Annotated in this window: 14 protein-coding genes; 9 read left to right on the plus strand and 5 right to left on the minus strand. The window is 41.2% G+C overall.

Annotated features, from left to right (window positions below):
* Positions 1–27: 27 nt before the first annotated feature.
* Together CXF88_RS17340 and CXF88_RS17345 are read left to right on the plus strand one after the other, a co-directional pair.
* Positions 28–1,119 (plus strand): TIGR01620 family protein, encoded by a 1,092-nt coding sequence (locus CXF88_RS17340; RefSeq protein ID WP_101087873.1) that lies wholly within the window; start codon positions 28–30, stop codon positions 1,117–1,119.
* A 141-nt stretch (positions 1,120–1,260) separates the two neighbouring features.
* Positions 1,261–1,596, plus strand: a complete 336-nt coding sequence (locus CXF88_RS17345; protein WP_101087875.1) for a helix-hairpin-helix domain-containing protein — start codon at positions 1,261–1,263, stop codon at positions 1,594–1,596.
* 173 nt (positions 1,597–1,769) lie between these two features.
* Here CXF88_RS17345 and CXF88_RS17350 read toward each other — a convergent pair whose 3' ends face one another.
* Positions 1,770–2,507 (minus strand): YciK family oxidoreductase, encoded by a 738-nt coding sequence (locus CXF88_RS17350; protein WP_011638022.1) that lies wholly within the window; start codon positions 2,505–2,507, stop codon positions 1,770–1,772.
* Between the two features lie 259 nt (positions 2,508–2,766).
* Here CXF88_RS17350 and CXF88_RS17355 point away from each other — a divergent pair, with 259 nt between their 5' ends.
* Positions 2,767–5,256: a VolA/Pla-1 family phospholipase gene (locus CXF88_RS17355; protein ID WP_101087877.1), complete on the plus strand. Its 2,490-nt coding sequence runs from the start codon at positions 2,767–2,769 to the stop codon at positions 5,254–5,256.
* Between the two features lie 122 nt (positions 5,257–5,378).
* Complete coding sequence (sohB, locus tag CXF88_RS17360) at positions 5,379–6,389, plus strand: protease SohB (protein WP_162022732.1); 1,011 nt, start codon at positions 5,379–5,381, stop codon at positions 6,387–6,389.
* 86 nt (positions 6,390–6,475) lie between these two features.
* Here sohB and CXF88_RS17365 read toward each other — a convergent pair whose 3' ends face one another.
* Positions 6,476–7,543 carry a DUF3083 family protein gene (locus tag CXF88_RS17365; RefSeq protein WP_101087882.1) on the minus strand — a complete coding sequence of 356 codons (1,068 nt, stop codon included), beginning with the start codon at positions 7,541–7,543 and terminating at the stop codon, positions 6,476–6,478.
* Positions 7,544–7,718: 175 nt separating this feature from the next.
* Entirely contained in the window at positions 7,719–8,276 is a 558-nt protein-coding gene (locus CXF88_RS17370; protein ID WP_162022733.1) for an arylesterase, read from the minus strand.
* A 61-nt stretch (positions 8,277–8,337) separates the two neighbouring features.
* On the opposite strand from CXF88_RS17370, the gene CXF88_RS17375 reads away from it, so the two are divergent.
* Positions 8,338–9,087, plus strand: coding sequence for an ABC transporter ATP-binding protein (locus CXF88_RS17375; RefSeq protein WP_101087884.1), 750 nt, complete (start codon positions 8,338–8,340; stop codon positions 9,085–9,087).
* Entirely contained in the window at positions 9,087–11,570 is a 2,484-nt protein-coding gene (locus tag CXF88_RS17380) for an FtsX-like permease family protein (protein WP_101087887.1), read from the plus strand. The genes CXF88_RS17375 and CXF88_RS17380 overlap by 1 nt, the downstream gene beginning before the upstream one ends.
* Positions 11,571–11,652: 82 nt before the next feature.
* On the opposite strand, the gene CXF88_RS17385 is transcribed toward CXF88_RS17380, so the two are convergent.
* On the minus strand, positions 11,653–11,907 hold the full coding sequence (locus CXF88_RS17385; RefSeq protein WP_101087889.1) for a TIGR03643 family protein: 255 nt from the start codon (positions 11,905–11,907) through the stop codon (positions 11,653–11,655).
* A gap of 498 nt (positions 11,908–12,405) precedes the next feature.
* Here CXF88_RS17385 and CXF88_RS17390 point away from each other — a divergent pair, with 498 nt between their 5' ends.
* Together CXF88_RS17390 and CXF88_RS17395 are read left to right on the plus strand one after the other, a co-directional pair.
* Complete coding sequence (locus tag CXF88_RS17390) at positions 12,406–13,269, plus strand: DUF4010 domain-containing protein (RefSeq protein ID WP_101087892.1); 864 nt, start codon at positions 12,406–12,408, stop codon at positions 13,267–13,269.
* 148 nt (positions 13,270–13,417) lie between these two features.
* Positions 13,418–14,125 (plus strand): pseudouridine synthase, encoded by a 708-nt coding sequence (locus CXF88_RS17395; protein WP_101087895.1) that lies wholly within the window; start codon positions 13,418–13,420, stop codon positions 14,123–14,125.
* Between the two features lie 42 nt (positions 14,126–14,167).
* Here the strand turns inward: CXF88_RS17395 and CXF88_RS17400 are convergent, their stop codons facing one another.
* A complete protein-coding gene (locus CXF88_RS17400; RefSeq protein WP_101087898.1) occupies positions 14,168–14,617 on the minus strand; it encodes a hypothetical protein in 450 nt (149 codons plus the stop codon).
* A 369-nt stretch (positions 14,618–14,986) separates the two neighbouring features.
* Between CXF88_RS17400 and CXF88_RS17405 the strand changes: the two genes are divergently transcribed.
* Positions 14,987–15,886: a LysR family transcriptional regulator gene (locus CXF88_RS17405; RefSeq protein WP_101087901.1), complete on the plus strand. Its 900-nt coding sequence runs from the start codon at positions 14,987–14,989 to the stop codon at positions 15,884–15,886.
* Positions 15,887–15,911 lie beyond the last annotated feature (25 nt).

A 15,911-nucleotide genomic window follows, 5' to 3' on the forward strand; every position in this document is an offset into this window, starting at 1 on the left:
TTTTGAGAATAAATGTGAGCATTAGTTATGAATGAACCTACACGTAATTCGCCGATAAAAAAATCGCAAATATTTACCGAGTCAGATCTTATTGTGACAGATGAGATTCAATCGGCTGAAGAAGCAATTAAGCCGACTAAATCATTTGAAGAAGTTGACTTTATTTGTGAGCAATCGCTAACAGAATTGCCAGCAGCAATGGAAGACAGCATTAAACCTGCAAAGGCTAAGCGTTGGTCGTTATTGGCTATATTATCGGTAATTGGTTTGGTGTTATTGGTTATCGTACAAACCGTGATGGGGTTACTTGACTCTTTTCAACAAAGTCCGTGGTTATTTGGTTTTTATGCTTCTGTGTTATCCATTGTTAGCTTATGGGCCACGGTCATTACGATTAAAGAATGGCGTAAGTTGGTTAATCTTAAACAAGTCAGTGATCATCAAAGCACAGCTGAACGATTATCCCAAAGCATGCAAATGGGCGAAGCCAAAACGTTTTTGGCACCAATATTAGCCAAATACCCAAATAATCAGGCTAAACAACAATATTTACAAGCTTGTAGCCATGAACATAATGATGCAGAAATCGTGTTGTTATTCGAAGATATCGTGTTATCCGAGCGCGATTTACTGGCCAAGAAACGCGTTAACCGCTTTGCTGCTGAGTCGGCATTATTATTAGCCGCAAGCCCTTTAGCTGCGCTGGATATGGCTATTATCTTGTGGCGAAATCAAAAAATGATTAATGAAGTCGCTGCCATTTATGCCGTGGAGCTGGGTTACTGGAGCCGCATAAAACTGATTCGTAGTATTGTGACGAATATTATTTATGCTGGCAGTACCGAGGTGATTACCGATTTAGGTACCCAATTATTATCAGTAGAAATGACCGGCAAGGTGTCTGCTCGGATTGCACAAGGACTTGGTGGTGGTTTACTTACCGCAAGGTTAGGTTATCAAGCCATGAGCTTGTGCCGGCCGATTGCATTTAACAAACACAACAAGCCTAAATTATCCCACGTTCATCAACATTTACTCGGTGAATTAAAGCAGTTTACTTCGTCAATGATGTCTAAAAATAAACAGAAACAAACTCAGTCAGCTGATAATAGCGAATAAATTAGTGTTTTTTTTGTACAATTCAATTTTGTTGACTACAGTTAGCCTCCGATTCGGAAAACGTATAGCGTTCTGAATCGTTCGAGCTTGGTAATGGAGAAGGACGCATACCAGCAAACTAAGGAAAGAAAGGAGAATCTAATGAAATCATTGTCATTAACTGCATTATTAATGGGTTTATGTTGCTTGCTAAGTAGTCATTCTTACGCCGCTGAAACGGTAAAGACAATGGCAGAGCCCACAAAACAAGCCACAAAATCGATGGAGAAAAAGTCAACGGCTATGCAAAAGGTCAATATCAATAAAGCCAGCGCTGAAGAATTACAAGCGCTGAAAGGTATTGGGCAAGCCAAAGCAAAAGCGATTGTTGACTATCGAACCAAAAACGGCAAATTTACCGATCTGAAACAGTTAACCATGGTGACAGGAATTGGTGAAAAGTTAGTCAGCCAGAATACCGAGAATATGAGTTTCTAACTGAGACGCTTATTAATACAAAAACGGAAGCAATTGCTTCCGTTTTTTATTTCAGCGAGCCCAAATGCAGCTTAACTCATGCAGGTTAACTCATGCAGGTTAACTCATGCAGGTTAACTCATGCAGGTTAACTCATGCAGGTTAACTCATGCAGGTTAACTCATGCAGGTTAACTATTGTGCATTAAGTGCTTGGCCATTGGTGTCGATAGATTCATTACCCATTAAGAATAAATAAGTCGGCATAATTTGTTCAGCTGTTTTTAGTGTTTGTGGATCTTCAGCAGGATAAGCTTTTGCACGCATTTCTGTACGAGTCGCGCCTGGGTTAATACTATTAACCCTTACAGAGGTATTGTCACATTCATCAGCTAATACTTGCATCATGCCTTCGGTGGCAAATTTAGAAAATGCATAAGGTCCCCAATAAGCACGACCTTTACGTCCAACACCGCTAGAAGTAAACACAATTGAAGCATGCTCGGCTTTACGCATAATAGGCAATAATGACTTGGTCATGATGGCTTGAGCCGTGACATTGACCTTTAAAATGGTTTCAAGCGAGGTTAAATCGATATGCTCAAATGGACCTAATGCCCCCAACTGAGATGCGTTATGCAATAAACCATCTAAATGACCAAACTGCTCGGCAATGGTGTCTGCCATATCAATATAATTCTGTTCGGTCGCGCCTTTCATATCTAACGGTACAATGGCTGGCTTTGGATAACCGGCATTAACAATTTCATCGTATACGTTTTCGAGTTTTTTAACGGTCTTACCGAGCAAAATTACCGTTGCGCCGTGTTTGGCAAATTCGATTGATGCTGCACGACCAATACCGTCTCCAGCGCCCGTAACCAAGATTGTTTTGTTATTGAGTAAATCTTTTGCAGCTTGATATTCCAACATGATTGATTATTTCCTCTTAGCGCAATCGCCCGTCAAATCTAGTACCGGATAAAAAATAAACGACCGTTTGAAACAAATGATTAATAATTGTATGAGAATAGGTCATTTGCATGTAACAAACTTGTAGCTAACTCAATAATTTTACGTTAACTTGAGAATAGTTAAGGACTAACATAAGTCCTTATGGTCGCATGATAGGACTATTGTGACCAATTCTTGGGGAAAACAAAATTATTAAAACAAGATTTGGGGAAAAAAGATGAAAAGACTCATTTTGGGTGTTGCAATAACATCTGCTCTTGGCTTGACAGCATGTGGTGGTGACAGTTTTAACGAAGCAGTAGATAATGCTGAGCCGTTAGTGCCTGTTTCACATATGCAGTTTGATCCTGCTAATAGCAAAGTACCATTACCAAACGACTTACTCTTCAGTGGAACCACTGATGGCACATTATCTATCCCTGGCGAAGCCAGCGGTAACTATACTGATCCTCAAATTGCATTAGGTGCATTAGATGGATGGTCAACTAGTTCACCAATTTCAATTACTGTCGAACTTGCTAATGATTTACAGGGCAATGCATTAACGTTAGATGCAGCTTCTGTGTTTCAACCTGGTGCGGTGCGTATGTTTGAAGCGACGGTGGGCGGAGCATTATCAAGTGATGCTGAGTGTAAATCAGCACCTTCAGTTTCAGCTTGTAAAGTAGGTGAAGAGCTTCAATTTGGTGTTGATTTTGTATCAAAAGCATCAGGCAATAAAGTTGCCATAGTACCGATTAAACCATTAAAAGCTGGTCAGTCTTATATCTATGTGACTACCGATCTTATTCAAGACTCGCTAGGCCGTGCTATTGCTCCGTCAACAACTTATGGTCTGTTAAAGTTAGATTTTGAAACACAGCAGCTTGAAACAGAACAACAAAAAATGCTGCAGTATCTGGTCAACAGTTATGAAAAAGGTGTTGCTGAAACACACGGTGTTGATCCTGAATCGATTAGTTTTTCAGGTTTATTTACCACTCAGTCAGTCGCTGATGTGTATGAAACCACTAAATTATTGATGGCTTCTAATCCTGCTTACACACCTTCATTTGTGCAAGCACCTACACCAACAGGATTGACAGTTGCTCAGGCTGCTGGGTTAACGCCAGCATCGGGTGCAGCCTATGTAGTCGCCGATATGGCTGATCTTTATACAGCCAAAATTAAACTGCCAATCTACGGTGATTGTTCATCAGCTGGCTGTGTGATCCCAATCGTCGATGGTGCTCCAACAGCACCTAATGGCCGTTGGTTTGCTCAAGGTGACAGTCCTGTGTCGGTATTGCTAGCTTTACAGGCGGGTACATTAAGCCAAGCTAACTTTTTTGCACAAGCATCTGATAACGGTGTAGATCCTCAAGCTGCGTTGGGTAATCCTGCATTGCTTGCAGGTAAACAGTGGAAACTTGATGACGGTACTGCTGCAGATAAAACGAAACATTTAACCAAGTTTAACCCTATTCCGGCTATCAAAGGTTATGAAACTGTTTCAGTTCAAATTACCTTACCGAATGCGGCTAAGCTTGCAGCATTTACCGCTGCGCAAGGTGGAACTTTTGTGCCTCCAACAAGTGGTTGGCCAACCACAATCGCAATGCATGGTTTAGGTGGTGGTAAAGAAATGGCACTAGCTTATGCGGGTACATACGCTGCAGCTGGTGTTGCCACTATTGCGATTGATATGCCATTGCACGGTGCTCGTTCATTTGATTTAGACAAAGACGGCACTTATGAGATATCTGCAACAGCCCCAGCTTTTGGTCCTGTAGTCGGTAAGCCTAATGCGTTCACCAATGGTAACCCATTAGTGTTTGTTAACATCGCCAGCACATTGACTGTGCGTGACAATTTCCGTCAAGCAACCTTAGACCAATTAGGGTTAAGATTATTATTGACTGGAATGGCGCAACAACTCGCTGCGGCAAATCAACCTCAAGTATTTGATGTGTCTAAAATCAGTGCACAAGGTTTGAGTTTAGGTGGCATTGTTGGCACTACATTCTCTACTTATGCTAGTACTGGATTAGTTAATCCTATGACGGGTGATGCTTTACCTAACGCTTATGCTATTAATGCAACATCGTTAGTGGCGCCTGCTGGTGGTTTAGCTGGTGCATTTGCGGGTTCTGCTGCATTTGGTCCACAGTTATTCGCCAATGTCACCGCGTCTAGTACGTTTGCCGCTCTCGTGACTGCTGCAAATACTGCAGGTTATGAGGAAGGTAGTGCCGAGTATGCTGCTTTAGTTCAAGCAGTGTATGCTGAGTTTATACCAACATTTGCTTTTGCAGTGCAAACAGCTGTCGATTCTGCGGACCCAATTAACCATGGCGAAAAATTAGCGGCTACTGGTTTACCAGTGCATTTAATTGAAGTGGTTGGCGATGGGGCAGGCAACTTAGGTGACCAAACATTACCTAACAGCGTTGAAGGTTTCCCATTATCGGGTACTGAACCGTTAATTACCTCGCTAGCGCTAGGATGTGTTGATACTACAATGCCAGGCTCTGGTGCTGTACGCTTCTCTAAAGGCCATCACAGTTCGATTGTTAGCCCAGGTGAAGTAGATGGTGTAACAGACGGAATGGCTCTTGCTGCGACTGTTGAAATGCAGTCTCAAGTTGCTGGTTTTGCAAAAACAGCAGGTTTAGGACAAGCTACGATTGTTGTGAGTAACAGCGATGTGATCCAAAGCTGTAACTAATGTTTACTATTTAGTACGCAATATCTTAAGAAACCCAGCAATTAGCTGGGTTTTTTATTGTCTACTTGTCGGTTATTACTGTTAAAATACCGCAAGATTGTCATCCCTGTATGGAGCGAGTTTTGGAATTTTTATATGAATACGGCCTGTTTTTAGCAAAAGCGGTAACCATTGTTGTCGCTATTTTAGCGGTAGTAATATTTGTGCTGGCAGCAAGCATGAAAAACAAATCTGATAAAGGTGAGCTAAGATTGACTGATATTTCAGATGAGCTTATGCAGTTAAAGCATCAGTTGAAAGAAGAGTTACTGCCTAAAAAGCAATTTAAAGCCTATGAAAAGCAAGTAAAAGCAGCCGAAAAAGCGGCTGAGAAACAAAACTTAACCAAAGGCAAAGTATTCGTTATTGATTTTAAAGGCAGTATAGATGCCAATGAAGTCGCGTCATTACGCGAAGAAGTGACCGCTATTATAACCATCGCAGATAAAGATGACCAAGTATTGGTCAATGTTGAAAGTGGTGGCGGTATGGTTCATGGGTATGGCCTAGCGTCAAGTCAGTTAGATCGTTTGCGTCAAGCTAATATCCCATTATCGATTTGCGTGGATAAAGTGGCTGCAAGTGGTGGCTATATGATGGCGTGTGTGGCTAATAAGGTTTACGCCGCACCGTTTGCGATAGTGGGCTCAATTGGGGTGATTGCGCAAATACCAAACTTTAATCGTTTGTTAAAAAATCATGATATTGATTATGAACAGCACACCGCAGGTAACTTTAAACGTACTTTAACCGTTTTTGGTGAAAACACTGATGAAGGCAGAGCTAAGTTCCAACAGGAATTAGAAGAAACTCACGTGCTTTTTAAAGAGTTTGTCGGCCGTTATCGTCCTAATATGGACATTGCTAAAGTTGCCACTGGCGAACATTGGTATGGCCAGCAAGCAATTGACTTAGGGCTTATCGATGCGGTTTCTACCAGCGATGATGTAATTTTAGACTTGGTTAACACCCATCAAGTGATTAAAATTCAATATCAAATGAAGAAAAAGCTAGCGGATAAAATTGCTCATGGCGTTTCACTATCAGTGACCACTATGATGAATCGTTTTGCGGAGCGTAATCAATCGGTGTAGTACAGCAACATCACCACAACGCAATTGATTAAAAACAAAAACGACAGCCTAGGCTGTCGTTTTTTATACTGTAAGCTTATGAGTGACTAAGCTTTGTAACTGATGTGTTGATGGAAACGTAAAATGACATCGGCGTGTTCTTTATCAATGTCGAACTCATTGGTAAATACACGTATAGCTTCTTCAACTTGATTCATAAAACGACCATAGCCTTCGTCCGTTTCATCGCTTTTACCTGCGACAATCACAAATCGGAAAACGTCTACAAGCTTGTTCGCATCCCAGTGGCAAATCGGCTCTGGTGATTCTGCATGAGGATCAAACCCAACCATCTGAAATTCGTTAGTACTGGTTAATTGCTCATACTTACTGTTACGTACAAGTGGTATTTTGCCGTTGGCAACCACCGCAACACGATTAAGCTGTTTGCTTTTAGTCGCTTCGATAAACTTGTCACATACCTTTTGATAAACACTGGTAAAGTCGGTGGTATCATTTGCGAGTAACTGCTTTTTGATGCGGCGGTCAACTGGAATGTTTATGGTGACATAATTGAGCGTGCTGACATTTTCTGGTAGCTCGCAATGACGTCGGTGATAGCGACTATCAACAGCGCGTAATTTATAACCGTAGGTTTCTTTTAGTCCTTTTGCTTTAGCAAAGAAATCATAAGAAATATGCTGGTGGTCACGGACTTTAATTGGCACATTTTTAACGGGTAATAATGGTTTTAATTCAGCTATAAATTTTTGTACATGAGAGTGAAACTCAGCCGAATTACTGCGAAGGTCATTGCCAGTGGCTAAAAATACAATTCTAAGTTTTCTAGCTCTAAAGCCTGCAACGCTGTGTAAACGGTTAGCCTCATGGTGGGCTGGGTTATAGAAAAAACGTAATTGCTCATCTGTGGTTAAGCAATAAGCTTCACTGTGGAAGCGTACCATAGGTAATTTATCGGTAGTGACAACGTGCACGTTGTACAATTCTTGCTTTTCGGCTAGTTGATAGACGAGTTTGCTAAATTCATCGTAACAAGTTTCTAAATCACTGTATGCATTAAGATATTCATCAGTTAACGGAAAACCAATGGTAATGTATTGATTTTTACGTGTTGCTGTTGGCAAGTATACTTTTTTTTGACGACTGACGGACATATTATTTCCTTATTGCCTTAGTTGTTGTCTAAAGTTTATCGTTATATGTTTATGCTTATTTAATGCGCTTGCTGAGTGTCCATTTTAAACATTGATGCTTAAATTAAAATGACTTTCGATCACTTTATTAAAATGTTTTTAACATGTCGAACAAAACTTGTTCAAATTTAAGTGTTTACTCGGATAAAACTTGTGTGATCCAAGGTAACATTAACTGCGTAATAGTGTCTTGAGCTTGTTCATTCGGATGAATGCCATCGCGCTGCATAAGCGTTTTGTCGGTGGCAATATCTTGCATGAAAAAAGGGATTAACTTAATAGTATATTGTTCGGCTAACTGATGATAAATCTGAGTAAAAGATTTGGCATACCTCGGGCCGTAATTCGGTGGTACCATAATCTCAGTTAATAACACCTTGGCGCCTTGTTGCTGCGATAGGGTAATGATTTTTGTAAGATTTGATTTCAGTTTATTTGGTGGAAAACCTCTCAACCCATCATTACCACCTAGCTCAATGACAATCAGGTCTGGCTGGCTTGAAGCCAGTAAACTCGGGAGTCTACGTAATCCTCCTGCCGTTGTTTCACCACTAACAGAACCATTAATTATCTGATGCTGAGGCAACTGGTTACGTAATAATTGTACCCATCCCTGATCTTCTGGCATGCCATAGCCTGCACTTAAGCTATCACCTAATATCAAAATCGTGGCAGCATAGGTCGGTACACTCATAACTATCAGTATAAACACGCTGGTAAGCACGCGTTTAAGTGACGAATATAAGAAGGATTGTATGTCTAATAATATCGATCGAAATACCAGTGCCATTACTGTAACTAACCTCAATAAAACTGTCGTGACCCAAGAGGGAGAGTTGACTATCCTCAACGGCATTAATATAGAAGTCAAGCAAGGAGACAGTATCGCCATTTTGGGACCATCAGGTTCAGGTAAGTCGACACTATTGGGTTTACTTGCAGCATTAGATACACCTACCTCTGGTGAGATAGTGTTGGATGGGGTGGCCTTATCCGGATTAAATGAAGAGCAAAAAGCAGCGCTTCGTAAGCAAAAAGTCAGTTTTATCTTTCAGTCATTTATGCTGGTTGATACCTTAACAGCGCTTGAAAACGTTATGCTACCCGCAGAGCTTGCAGGGGTGAAAGATGCCAAGCAGAAAGCCCAAACCATGCTCAATCGCGTTGGTTTATCTCATCGATTAAATCATTTGCCTAAACAATTATCAGGTGGTGAACAGCAACGAGTGGCTATTGCCAGAGCTTTTATTTGTGAACCCAAAGTGTTGTTTGCAGATGAACCAACAGGCAACTTAGACAGTGTAAATGGTGATAAAATTGCTGATATGTTGTTTGAATTAAACCAAGAAAGTGACACCACGTTGGTGTTAGTGACGCATGATTTACATTTAGCAAAACGTTGCGCACGCCAATTAGTGATGGAAAATGGCCATTTATCAGAACCATACGCAGATAATCTTAAGGCTGCCCATATGAGCGCGGAACCTGTTGCGGAGGTTAATTAATGGAGTGGAAAATTGCGTGGAGATTGTTTAAACGTGAACTCGCTCAAGGACAATTAATTCTTATCGTGTTGGCTATTACGTTAGCGGTGTTATCCGTGACCGGGCTAGCGCGGGTTAGTGAGCGTTTACAAGTGGCCATTAATGGCGAAGCCTCTAACTTTATTGCCGCCGACCGTATTATCGACTCACCGGTTGAACTTGATGCACAAGTTCTTACTGTTGCCAATGAACTAGGCCTTGCCCACGTCACTAACATGCAATTTAACTCGATGGTGTATTCGGGCGATAAATTTCAATTAGTGACCGTTAAAGCGGTAGGTGATGGCTATCCGTTAAAAGGCGATATAGAGCTGAGTAACGGTGTCACTCGAGCATTACCAAGCAAGGGGCAAGCATGGTATGAAAATCGTTTAGGTGGTTTGCTTGGCTACCCAAAAAGCATTGAATTGGGCAATAGTGAGTTATCGCTAACCGAAGAGATTAGTCGTTTACCGGATGCAGGGTTTAATCCGTTTGCGTCCTCACCAGTATTACTCATCCGTTTAGATGATGTGGCGGCGACAGGTATTATTCAACCTGGTAGTCGGGTGACGTATTTATACCAATTTACTGGCGATGCAGAGCAGCTAACGGCCTTTGAACTGCAAGCTAAACCTTTGCTCAATAACAGCCAGCGTTGGGTAGATGTGCAATCGGGAGATTCCCCGATAGCTTCAGCTGTGCAACGTGCGGAGCGCTTTTTGCTGCTAGCCAGTTTACTCGGTATTGCATTAGCGTGCGCCGCGATTGGTATTGCAGCGCAGCGTTACTGTCAACGCCACTATGATGTTGTGGCCATGCTGAAAACCTTTGGCGCTTCAGGCAAGCAAATTCGGGTGTTATTCGGGCTGCATTTGTCGTTAGTGACCTTATTGGGTATTGCACTGGGTTTACTGGGCGGGTTATTGCTCGATACTGGCATTACGGCATTTTTACCACCAGAGATAGCCGCTTATTCTCCCCCGTATTTACGGCCTATTTTATTAGGTGTAAGCACGGGGCTAATCAGTGCATTTATGTTTTCTGCTTATCCGTTAATGCGGCTGTTAGCCATTCCGCCGTTAAGAGTATTGCAGCGCCAATTAGAAGGCCTGCAGCTGGGCATGTGGCTCCATTTACTATTAAGCTTGGCCGCGATGGCCTTGTTGGGGTATTTGTATTCAAGAAGTTTAGCATTGACGATGACAGTGGTACTTGCGGTGCTGTTGTTAGGTTTTTTACTCAGTGTGCTGGGCTTTGTGATGATCCGTTTCGGTCATAGCATTGGCATGAAAACCACCAATCCTTTCCAACTAGCATTAGCTGGGCTTCGCCGTCGTGCTCGTCAAAATGCTGTGCAATTGGTTGGATTTAGCAGTGCATTGGTATTATTGCTCACCATCTTGGCCTTGCGTCAAGATTTACTCAATGAATGGCAAAAGCAGTTACCTGAAAATGCACCTAACTACTTTCTAGTGAATATTGCCCCTGAGGATGCTAAGCCATTAAATGACTTTTTAAGCCTAAATCATATTAACGCTACCGATATTTATCCTGTGGTGCGTGGCCGACTCACTCATATTAACGACGAGGAGTTGATTTCGGGCAAACAAGCTGAAAACGGAGCTGAAGGGCGAGTGGGGATTTCTCGCGAATTAAACTTAACCTATCGAGATACTTTACCGCCAAATAATAAGCTGCTTGAGGGCAAGTTTAATCAAGCTGCGGATGATGTTTCGGTTGAGTCCGGTGTCGCAGATAGACTAGGCGTTATACTTGGCGACAAGCTCACTTATAGCATCGATAATCAATCCTTTTCGGTGAAGGTTGCCAGTATTAGACAGGTTCAGTGGGAAACCCTACAACCTAACTTTTTCATGATTTTTACCCCTGAAGCGTTGGCGCCATTTGCCTATACCTCGATGGCCAGTTTTCACCTTAATGATGCGCAATTAGCGGCGGATGGTAGCTTGCTGAGCGCCAATCAAGTGGTATTGCAACTGATCCAACAATTTCCAACGATATCGATTATTGATGTTGGGGCGATGGTTGAGCAGCTACGGCAAATAATCGATCAAGTGTCATTATCACTATCACTAGTGTTGGCATTAGTGTTGTTGGCCAGTGCCTTGGTGTTGATTGCGCAAACTGAGGCAGGCATGGCGACTCGACAACGAGAACTCGCAGTGTTGCGAACTTTTGGCGCATCCGGTTGGTTACTTCGTGCTTCTACTGGAATTGAGTTTGCTTTGCTTGGTGCAATTGCTGGTTTATTAGCGGTGATTGTGGCTGAGTTTGCTTTATATATGCTAAAAACCCAAGTGTTTGAGCTAGTGGTATACATGCATTGGCCATGGTGGGGCATCACTCCAATCGCAGGCGCGTTAATTGTGGCAATCTTAGGGGTTTGGCGTTGTCGTCAGTTACTCAATAAGTCGTGCAGTGACATGTTAAAAGAGGGCTAAAATACTTACAAATATTAAGGGAGATGCATTGTCATCTCCCTTTTTTATGTTGCCTTTTTACCTTAGTTGATCACTGATGTGATTACTTTTGACGCATTTTATATTGGGTTGGACAATACGCTCTATCAATACCTTCAGGTCGCAATTTAAGGTGCTTGGTTTTACGGCCACTAACACGGGCTCGCCAAGACTTAAAGCTATTGGGTTTGAGTGATGAGCGCATGAGTTTAATCACATTTGATTCGTTTAAGCCATAAAGGTGTTCAATAGCTTCAAATGGCGTGCGGTCTTCCCATGCCATTTCAATGATCCTTGAGGTATCGTGCGGTGATAGCATTGAGTTTGATAATGTTTATTGGGTTTGCGCTCTAATACGTTAGTTATCAGCGTTTAGATTAGTGTATTAAGGATTTGTGTTTAAGGCAGATGAATACGTTAAAATATAGAGACAAGCTTTATTGGCCTATATTTTTTTCATTAGTGGATGTTGAACAATTATCTGATCATCCTATTGGCGGACGGTTAAATGCTGGCACCACAGGGTGAGTGCTCATTACCGATGATGAGTGCGGTACATTTAATATTATTTCCCCCTGCCAAGTCGTGCTATAAAATTTATCAAGCCACCTTAGCTGTCGATTACGAGATTGGACAAGCATTTGTCTACTCTCTAAATCGTTTTAAGTTGGCTTGCTGTATAATTAAGCTATATTAAAAAGTGCTCGGTGCCGATCACGATAAATGTAGTGGTTAATGTTGTGATGAAAAGTGTTAGTTCTGAATAATTTATGATTTAGTCCACCAGGATACATAGTTATAGAGGCAAATATTGTCGATGGAGCATAAAACACCACTCTCATATCATTTTAAAGACAAACATATATGGTTTGACATGACCATGCTTGCAGCATTGTTTGTTGTTGCAGCCTACGTTCCTCTATTAAAAATTGTGCCTTTAGTTGCCTGTCTAGAGTTATTCAGCTTTTTTAGTTTTCACTTACTAGCAAAACGCAGTCGATTCCAGTTACAGGGCTTTCTGGGAGGATTTATTTCCAGTACGGCAGCTTTTTTACAAATATTAAATGATAAAAAATTTGCATCAACAAGTGAACGTGACTTGCTACTGACATTGTTGTTTGCTTTATGTTCTATGTTACTGGAATGTCTATTTATTATCTTTTTTTTGGCAGACCAATTAGCCTTTATTTTTTATATCCCCTTTGTCACGCAATTATTGTTTTTTATTACGGCGATAATATATGTGCAGATGCAATCCAATTTACTTTTTTTAAGTAACCAGTCAGGGCAACCAACAGTTGATATTGAGCTATTAATTGATCACCCGATAAATTGGAAAAATGTTGCTAAGCTATCTATTTTTATCCTCGGACTTGTATATGCCATGCATTTTATCGGCAGTGAACTTGGTTTATCGCGAGGGATCAGTACTTTGCTGGTATCATTTTTTGAAGCTCATGCCATTCTTGTATCGGTGATGAGCGAATGGTCTATGAATCCACAGGATATTGATTTAATAAATTTATTGTTGTTAATTTTACTCGGTAACACCATCAGTAAATCGTACTTGATGTTTAAAGGAAGCAATTTTTCTCACAAATGGATTTTTATTGCGATGATGTTTGTGGGGTTTGCATTAAGTGTCGGTGCTACGTTTTTTTGCTCTTTTTTGCTTGAGTAATGTGTTTGCTATTCTCTCTAATAATACAAACTGCACTTTACGTCTGTGGCATAATATCCCCCACCATTGACTGCATATCTGACGAGACAAAGCATAATATCCGCTTAAGTAGCCAATAATAAATGATTATCCCAAGTTAAGGTTATTTATGCGTCTTGATCGATTTGTTTGTAAAAGTACTGAATTATTAAAGTATGAGGTTATTCAACATATCCATAACGGGGCTGTGCTCGTTAATGGTGTAGTTGTCAGGGATGAAGCTGTTCAAGTTCATGAAAATAATGACATCAGCTTAAACGGTCAAAATCTTGCTGCTCGAGCGTTTCGTTATATGTTAATCAATAAACCTGCCAATGCCCTTTGTTCGAATGTCGATGGTGTCTATCCGTCGCTATTCTCATTAATTGACGCCGAACGACCATCTGAGTTGCATATTGCCGGACGATTAGATGCCGACACAACCGGATTAGTGCTTATTACCGATGATGGTCGTTGGACATTTGCTATCACGTCCCCGTCTGGACAATGCCATAAAGTTTACCGGGTTAAATTAGCTAAGCCGATAGCAGCAGATGCCGGAGAGTCTTTTTTACAAGGCATTGCTTTGCAAGGGGAGCAAGAGCTGACATTACCGGCACAGTTGCAAATTATCACACCACAAGAAGTATTACTGACCTTAACTGAAGGTAAGTTCCATCAAGTTAAACGCATGTTTGCTGCCGTAGGTAATAAAGTGGTGTCGCTGCATCGAGAAAGTATTGGTGCGGTTAAACTGGATGTAGCAATAGGTGAATGGCGTTATTTAACCGATGTAGAAATTGGTTCATTTAGTCATATACTTTTAAATAAGCTTTAAATTCAGCGCCCCTTAGTATTTGTGTAAAAAGCGCTTTATTGATTATTTTATCATGACCTCACGCATGCGATATTCACCCGTTAATGTCCTTACTTCAGGGTATTTGGCTGAAATTTCATTAGACATTTTTTTATCAGCCTCGCTCCACTTTTTCATGAACGCTTCATACTTCTTTTTGTTAGGCTCCATGTCTGCGCCATTAGCCATAGTAACGACTAATAACATGTTAAAATCACCACTCACTGGTAAATCACTTGCATAGATTTTCCAGTCTTTGATATAACCAAGTTCCTTTTCAATTTTAACCGCTTTAACCCAGCTATTACTCAAACCTGCCAAATATATATCCGCCATATTAGGATCTACTTTAACGGTAGTCATTACCATTATTTCAGTACCGAGATCGTAATCTTGGTAAATCTCCAATCTATCTTTGGCAAATAATGCGGAGCTAAATACAACGCAAGCTAATGTAATTAATAATTTTTTCATTTTATTATCCTTTTTAATAATTAATTATTTTGTTCGTTTTTTGTACAATTTAATCATGGTAAGGAATCAGGTAGAGTCAAGTCACTCTACAATGCGGCATGTTAACCTGGCCGTTCTACGGGAGTGTATGAGGATGGCAAAAAGTAAATCGTATTAACCACGGGTTTGAGCTGGAATCACACCTTTCTGGTTATATTGTCCTTTTAGCTAACGTTAGTGGGTAAGGTTATTAAAAACACATAAAACAATAACTTTTTGTTATCATTGTGCCATTATCGGCGGTGACGTTAGTATCCCCATAATCGATGTCGTATAAGAGATGTTCATTGTCGATGCAATGAAGTGTTCAGTGCATAATAGAGGCGCAGCATGTTAAATCAACAATGGTTAACCACATTTATTAAACTTGTCGAAGTAGGGCATTTTACTCACACGGCAGAGCAGCTTTTTATGACGCAACCTGGCGTGAGTCAACACATTAAAAAGCTTGAGCTGCAAGTGGGCGTTGATTTACTGATTCGAATAGGAAAAAGCTTTGAGCTAACTGAAGCTGGAATTGTGTTATATCAACAAGCATTAGTTTGGCAGCAGCAACAGCAACAAGTTTTGTCGCAATTAGCGGTTGATGATGAGCATGTAGGCGTTTGTCGTTTAGCGTGTTCGGGATCGATGGCGTTGCTTTTATATCCTCACCTTATTGACTATCAGTTGCCATATAGTCAATTACAAATCCATCTGGAAGCGGCGCCTAATAAACGCATTATTGATAGTGTTATGGCCAATACCGTTGATGTGGGCATCATTACGCAGCCGATTAACATGGATGAGCTGGTGGTGACCCCATTAGCTGCACAGTCTCTGTGTCTGGTGTTACCGCAGTCGTACCCACATCAATCGGTTACATTTGAACAACTCATGGAACTTGGAATGGTGAGCCATCCAGATGCGATGCATTATTGGTCGCAAATAGTCGGCCAGTATTTTATTGAAAAACAGGTGTTAGCGTTGCAGGTGCCTATTCGCAGTTACGTTAACCAATTGAACCAAATTCTTGTTCCCGTGGCTAAAGGGCTGGCATTTGCTGTGCTACCACAATTTGCAGTTGATAATTTTGCCCAACAACAGCATATCCGCATAGCATCTTTTGCCACCGAGCAAGCCAACAATGTGGTGGTCAGTGAGCCCTTGTTTATCATTTACAAAAAACATCGGCCACTTGCACGTCGTTATGGACCGATAATCAATAAAATTAAACAGTTGGTGAAGTGATGCCCGTTAGCCCGGTGAATTTTCT

The sequence above is a fragment of the Shewanella sp. ALD9 genome (assembly GCF_002836315.1).
Taxonomy (GTDB): Bacteria; Pseudomonadota; Gammaproteobacteria; order Enterobacterales; family Shewanellaceae; genus Shewanella.

Coding starts and splice junctions, on each gene's coding strand:
- CXF88_RS17340 (WP_101087873.1), top strand. CDS start 28: ATGAATGAACCTACACGTAATTCGCCGATAAAAAAATCGCAAATATTT.
- CXF88_RS17345 (WP_101087875.1), top strand. CDS start 1,261: ATGAAATCATTGTCATTAACTGCATTATTAATGGGTTTATGTTGCTTG.
- CXF88_RS17350 (WP_011638022.1), bottom strand. CDS start 2,507: ATGTTGGAATATCAAGCTGCAAAAGATTTACTCAATAACAAAACAATC.
- CXF88_RS17355 (WP_101087877.1), top strand. CDS start 2,767: ATGAAAAGACTCATTTTGGGTGTTGCAATAACATCTGCTCTTGGCTTG.
- CXF88_RS17365 (WP_101087882.1), bottom strand. CDS start 7,543: ATGTCCGTCAGTCGTCAAAAAAAAGTATACTTGCCAACAGCAACACGT.
- CXF88_RS17370 (WP_162022733.1), bottom strand. CDS start 8,276: ATGAGTGTACCGACCTATGCTGCCACGATTTTGATATTAGGTGATAGC.
- CXF88_RS17375 (WP_101087884.1), top strand. CDS start 8,338: ATGTCTAATAATATCGATCGAAATACCAGTGCCATTACTGTAACTAAC.
- CXF88_RS17380 (WP_101087887.1), top strand. CDS start 9,087: ATGGAGTGGAAAATTGCGTGGAGATTGTTTAAACGTGAACTCGCTCAA.
- CXF88_RS17385 (WP_101087889.1), bottom strand. CDS start 11,907: ATGCTATCACCGCACGATACCTCAAGGATCATTGAAATGGCATGGGAA.
- CXF88_RS17390 (WP_101087892.1), top strand. CDS start 12,406: ATGGAGCATAAAACACCACTCTCATATCATTTTAAAGACAAACATATA.
- CXF88_RS17395 (WP_101087895.1), top strand. CDS start 13,418: ATGCGTCTTGATCGATTTGTTTGTAAAAGTACTGAATTATTAAAGTAT.
- CXF88_RS17400 (WP_101087898.1), bottom strand. CDS start 14,617: ATGAAAAAATTATTAATTACATTAGCTTGCGTTGTATTTAGCTCCGCA.
- CXF88_RS17405 (WP_101087901.1), top strand. CDS start 14,987: ATGTTAAATCAACAATGGTTAACCACATTTATTAAACTTGTCGAAGTA.